The organism is Streptomyces sp. IBSBF 2435 (assembly GCF_036815005.1).
Taxonomy (GTDB): domain Bacteria; phylum Actinomycetota; class Actinomycetes; order Streptomycetales; family Streptomycetaceae; genus Actinacidiphila.
The window spans coordinates 1-5,285 of the sequence record NZ_JAJSYW010000294.1 but is presented as its reverse complement, the minus strand read 5'-3'; the positions used below and the strand labels follow the sequence as shown (position 1 = coordinate 5,285).

4 protein-coding genes are annotated in these 5,285 nt (G+C 73.3%); 2 read left to right on the top strand and 2 right to left on the bottom strand.

Annotated features, from left to right (window positions below; genetic code table 11):
* Positions 1 to 60 precede the first annotated feature (60 nt).
* Positions 61 to 1,713: a DNA repair helicase XPB gene (locus V7E46_RS32225; protein WP_333771722.1), complete on the top strand. Its 1,653-nt coding sequence runs from the start codon at positions 61 to 63 to the stop codon at positions 1,711 to 1,713.
* A gap of 26 nt (positions 1,714 to 1,739) precedes the next feature.
* On the opposite strand, the gene V7E46_RS32220 is transcribed toward V7E46_RS32225, so the two are convergent.
* Positions 1,740 to 1,910 carry a hypothetical protein gene (locus V7E46_RS32220; protein WP_333771721.1) on the bottom strand — a complete coding sequence of 57 codons (171 nt, stop codon included), beginning with the start codon at positions 1,908 to 1,910 and terminating at the stop codon, positions 1,740 to 1,742.
* Positions 1,911 to 2,175: 265 nt separating this feature from the next.
* Between V7E46_RS32220 and V7E46_RS32215 the strand changes: the two genes are divergently transcribed.
* Complete coding sequence (locus V7E46_RS32215) at positions 2,176 to 4,299, top strand: HelD family protein (RefSeq protein ID WP_333771720.1); 2,124 nt, start codon at positions 2,176 to 2,178, stop codon at positions 4,297 to 4,299.
* A 198-nt stretch (positions 4,300 to 4,497) separates the two neighbouring features.
* Here the strand turns inward: V7E46_RS32215 and V7E46_RS32210 are convergent, their stop codons facing one another.
* Complete coding sequence (locus V7E46_RS32210) at positions 4,498 to 5,208, bottom strand: copper homeostasis protein CutC (RefSeq protein ID WP_329178161.1); 711 nt, start codon at positions 5,206 to 5,208, stop codon at positions 4,498 to 4,500.
* Positions 5,209 to 5,285: the final 77 nt, after the last annotated feature.

Sequence of the window (5,285 nt, the reverse complement as noted above, 5' to 3'; positions counted from 1 at the left end):
CACCCGCCCGACGTACAATCGTCTGTTCGCCCTCACCCGGCCCGCCCGGAGGTAACCCGCGTGTCATGCCTGATCGTCCAGAGCGACAAGACCCTCCTGCTTGAGGTCGACCACGAGCAGGCCGACGCCTGCCGCCGCGCCATCGCCCCGTTCGCAGAGCTCGAACGCGCCCCCGAGCACATCCACACCTACCGCCTCACCCCGCTCGGCCTGTGGAACGCCAGGGCGGCCGGGCACGACGCCGAGCAGGTCGTGAACGCGCTCGTCGAGTACTCCCGCTACCCGGTGCCGCACGCGCTGCTGGTCGACGTCGCCGAGACGATGGACCGCTACGGGCGGCTGCGGCTGAGCAAGGACCCGGCGCACGGGCTGGTGCTGACCAGCACCGACCGGCCGGTGCTGGAGGAGATCCTGCGCTCGAAGCGGGTCCAGCCGCTGATCGGCGCCCGGATCGACCAGGACACGGTCGCCGTGCACCCCTCGGAGCGCGGCCAGATCAAGCAGGTGCTGCTCAAGCTGGGCTGGCCGGCCGAGGACTTCGCCGGCTACGTGGACGGCGAGGCGCACCCGATCGAGCTGGCCGAGGACGGCTGGGCGCTGCGGCCCTACCAGAAGCAGGCGGTGGAGGGCTTCTGGCACGGCGGTTCCGGCGTGGTCGTGCTGCCGTGCGGCGCGGGCAAGACGCTGGTCGGCGCGGGCGCGATGGCCGAGGCGAAGGCGACCACGCTGATCCTGGTGACGAACACGGTCTCGGCCCGGCAGTGGAAGCACGAACTGGTCAAGCGGACGTCGCTCACCGAGGAGGAGATCGGCGAGTACAGCGGTACGCGCAAGGAGATCCGCCCGGTCACCATCGCCACCTACCAGGTGCTGACGACCCGGCGGAAGGGCGTCTACCCGCACCTGGAGCTGTTCGACTCCCGCGACTGGGGCCTGATCGTCTACGACGAGGTGCACCTGCTGCCCGCGCCGGTGTTCAAGTTCACCGCCGACCTCCAGGCCAGGCGCCGCCTCGGGCTGACCGCGACCCTGGTCCGGGAGGACGGCCGCGAGTCGGACGTCTTCTCCCTCATCGGCCCGAAGCGTTTCGACGCGCCCTGGAAGGAGATCGAGGCGCAGGGCTACATCGCGCCCGCCGACTGCGTCGAGGTCCGGGTCAACCTCACCGACGCCGAGCGGCTGGCGTACGCGACCGCCGAGACGGAGGAGAAGTACCGCTACTGCGCGACGACGGCGACCAAGCGCAAGGTCACCGAGGCGCTGGTGGCCAAGCACGCCGGGGAGCAGACGCTGGTCATCGGGCAGTACATCGACCAGCTGGACGAGCTGGGCGAGCATCTGAACGCCCCGGTGATCAAGGGCGAGACGCCGAATTCGCAGCGGGAGAAGCTGTTCGAGGCCTTCCGGCAGGGCGAGCTGTCGGTGCTCGTGGTGTCGAAGGTGGCGAACTTCTCGATCGACCTGCCTGAGGCGACGGTCGCGATCCAGGTCTCGGGCACCTTCGGCTCCCGCCAGGAGGAGGCACAGCGGCTCGGCCGGGTGCTGCGGCCGAAGGCGGACGGGCACGAGGCCCGCTTCTACTCGGTCGTCGCCCGGGACACGATCGACCAGGACTTCGCGGCCCACCGCCAGCGCTTCCTGGCGGAGCAGGGCTACGCCTACCGGATCGTGGACGCGGACGATCTCCTGACCGGCGCGGGCGAGGACGGCTAGCCGGTACGGGGACGGGGCCGGCCGGGTCAGTGCGGCTTGGCCTCGCTGCCGAGCAGCACCACCTCCACCGCCGTGACGGCGAAGACGCGGACCGCGCGCAGGGCGCTGCCGAGGCGGTGGCGCGGGTGTTCCGGAAGGGCGCCGAGCACGGTGGCACCGTGGGCGGCCGGACCTGGGGCAAGAGTGGTGGAGGCCATGTCTCAACGGTACGAAATCAGGCATCCGGGCGACGTCCGGCTGAGGGCGTACATCTTTCCCCAGGGGTTCAGCCCCCGGTCGGAGCCCCGACCCCTACCCGGTATCGGGGTCGCCCCTGAGTCTCCCCCGGGGTGAAATCCGTTCGCGCCTCCCGCGGCCGAGGCGTAGGATCGCGCGTCTTGCCGCCTCCCGGACGGGAGTGCCGCCGGCCGGACGGAAACCGGTCGGCCTCGTCACGTACGTACACCAGCCGGAGGCAAAGCCGTGCCCTCGCACGCCCAGATCCAGGACCATTCGCCCGATCCCCTCCAGCGGGAGCGCGACCATCTGTCGTCGTCCCGGGCCGCGCTGCGCGCCATGCGGGAGGACGTCGAGGCGCTCGACATCAGCGATGTCACCGGCAACTGGGTCAACGCCAAGATCCTCGCCGCCGAGATCGACGTCCGCATCAAGGCGCTCGCCGACCTCGCCCACACCCCGCTGTTCTTCGGCCGCCTCGACTACGGCCGCGCGCCCGGCACGGATCCGGCCTCCGGGGTGGTGTCGAGCGGGGCGGCGCCCGGCAGCCCGGATGCGGGCGGCGGTGGGCGGCAGGCGGGCGAGAGCTTCTACATCGGGCGCCGCCATGTGCACGACGCCCACGGCGACCCGATGGTGATCGACTGGCGGGCGCCGGTCTCCCAGCCGTTCTACCGCGCCTCGCGCGCCGAGCCGATGGATGTACGGCTGCGCCGCCGCTTCGGCTACACCGGCGGCGAGCTGACCGCGTACGAGGACGAGCACCTGTCCGACCCGGCGGAGGCCGACACCGCGAGCAAGCTGCTCCAGACCGAGATCGAACGGCCCCGCGTCGGCCCGATGCGGGACATCGTCGCGACGATCCAGCCCGAGCAGGACGAGATCGTCCGGGCCGGGGTCGCGGGCACGGTGTGCGTGCAGGGTGCGCCGGGCACCGGGAAGACGGCGGTCGGCCTGCACCGGGTGGCGTACCTGCTGTACGCGCACCGTGAACGCCTCGCCCGTACCGGCACGCTGGTGATCGGGCCGAACGCCTCCTTCCTGCAGTACATCGAGCAGGTGCTGCCCGCGCTGGGCGAACTCCAGGTCAAGCAGGCCACGGTGGACGGCCTGGTGGCCCATGTGCCGCTGCGCGGCGCCGACTCGGCGGACACCGCCCGCGTCAAGGGCGACGCCCGGATGGCGGAGGTGCTGCGCCGGGCGGTGCGCTCCGGCATCCGGATGCCCACCGAACCGGTGATGGTGGTGCGCGGGTCGCGGCGCTGGCGGGTGCCGGCCCACGAACTGGAGGAGATCGTCCGGGAGCTGGCCGGCCGCGACATCCGCTACGGCGCCGCGCACGACGCGCTGCCGCAGCGGATCGCGCACGCGGTGCTGGTCCAGATGGAGCGGGCGGGCGAGGCGCCGGACGACCGGGTGCAGGACGCGGTGGCCCGCAACGCCGCGGTGAAAGCGGCCGTCAAGGCGTGCTGGCCGCCGGTCGATCCGGCGAAGCTGGTGCTGCGGCTGCTGTCGGATCCGGACTTCCTTGCCGCGTCCGCCGAGGGGCTGCTCGACGCGGAAGAACAGAAGGCGATCCTGTGGGAGAAGCCCGCGCGCGGGCTGGCGTCGGCGAAGTGGTCGGCGGCCGACGCCGTACTGATCGACGAGGCGCGGGACCTGGTGCAGCGCACCGCGTCGCTCGGCCATGTGGTGCTGGACGAGGCGCAGGACCTGTCGCCGATGCAGTACCGGGCGGTCGGGCGGCGCTGCTCGACCGGCTCGGCGACCGTACTCGGCGACATCGCGCAGGGCACGACGCCGTGGGCGACCGCCAGTTGGGCCGAGGCGCTGCGCCACCTCGGCAAACCGGACGCCAGGATCGAGGAGTTGACCCGGGGCTTCCGTGTGCCGCGCGAGGTCATCGCCTACGCCTCCCGGCTGCTGCCGCAGATCGCCCCCGACCTGGCCCCGGCCACCTCGGTACGTGAGGCGGGCGGCGACTTCGGCGTACGGGCGGTAGCGGAGGGCGAGTTGGACGCGGCGGTGGTCGCGGCGTGCCGGGACGCGCTGCGGCACGAGGGGTCGATCGGACTGATCGCGGCGGACCCGAGGATCGCGGCGCTGGGCGCGGCGCTGGCCGAGGCGGGGCTGCCCTACCTCGCGCCGGGCGCCGAGACCTCGACCGAGGCCCGGCTGACTCTGGTGCCCGCGTCGCTCGCCAAGGGCCTCGAATACGACTACGTGGTGCTCGACGAGCCCGCGGAGATCGTGGCCGCCGAACCCGACGCGCGCACCGGCCTGCGCCGCCTCTATGTCGCCCTGACCCGTGCAGTGTCGGGCCTGGCGGTGCTGCACGCGCGGCCGCTGCCGGCGGCGCTGGCGGACTGACCGCCCGCGTCGGCGCGCGGGCGGTCAGAGCAGCCGCCCGGTCGTGCCCGCGCCGGGCGCCGGCGCGTTCGGGGCGGCGGTGATCCGCCGCTCCTCGAAGGCGAAGTGCGAGGTGGGGATGGCCGCGTGCCCGCCTCCAGCTCGCCCCGTACCCGGCGGGTCCCGGCCGCGTCGGGTACGGCACGCGCGCGGCCGCGGTCAGCCCACCGCGACGGGCGTGTCCAGGACGTTGCGCCAGGTGCGGACCGCTTCGACGTCCACGGGACCCGCCCAGCCGCCGGCCCGTACCGCGCCGCCGACGTGGAAGGCGTCGAGCCCGGCGGCCCGCAGCTCCGGTACGTGGTCGAGCAGCAGCCCGCCGCCGACCAGCAGCCGCGGCTCGTATCCCGGTTCGCCGCCGCGCGCGGCTTCCGCGCACAGCACCGCCATCCCGGCGCCGACGCCGTCGGCGGACCCGGCGGTCAGATACGTGTCGAGCCCGGGCAGCCCGGCGAGCTGCAACCGCACGGCGTCCCGGTCCGCGGCCCGGTCGATCGCCCGGTGGAAGGTCCAGCGGCACCCGTCGAGCACGTCCACCAGGGCGTGTACGGCGTCGAGGTCCGCCGAGCCGCGCGGGTCGAGGAAGCCGAGCACGAATTCCGTGGCGCCCTCGGCGCGCAGGCCCTGCGCCGCCTCGCACAGTTCGTCCAGCTGGCGGGCGCCGCCCGTGGTGAAGCCGTCCGAGAGCCTCAGCATCACGCGCAGCGGGATGTCGACGGCAGCGCGGATCGCGCCGAACGTCGCCCGCGACGGGGTCAGGCCGTCCGCGGCCATATCGGTGACCAGTTCGAGGCGATCGGCGCCGCCGTCCTGGGCCGCTACGGCATCGTCCGCGCCGAGGGCGATCACCTCGAAGATTGGTCTAGACATATGGCCAAGCCTGCCACATGCCATCGCGGCACGCGACCCCCGGGTCCCACTCCGTCCCCGCGAAACCCCTCTTTCCC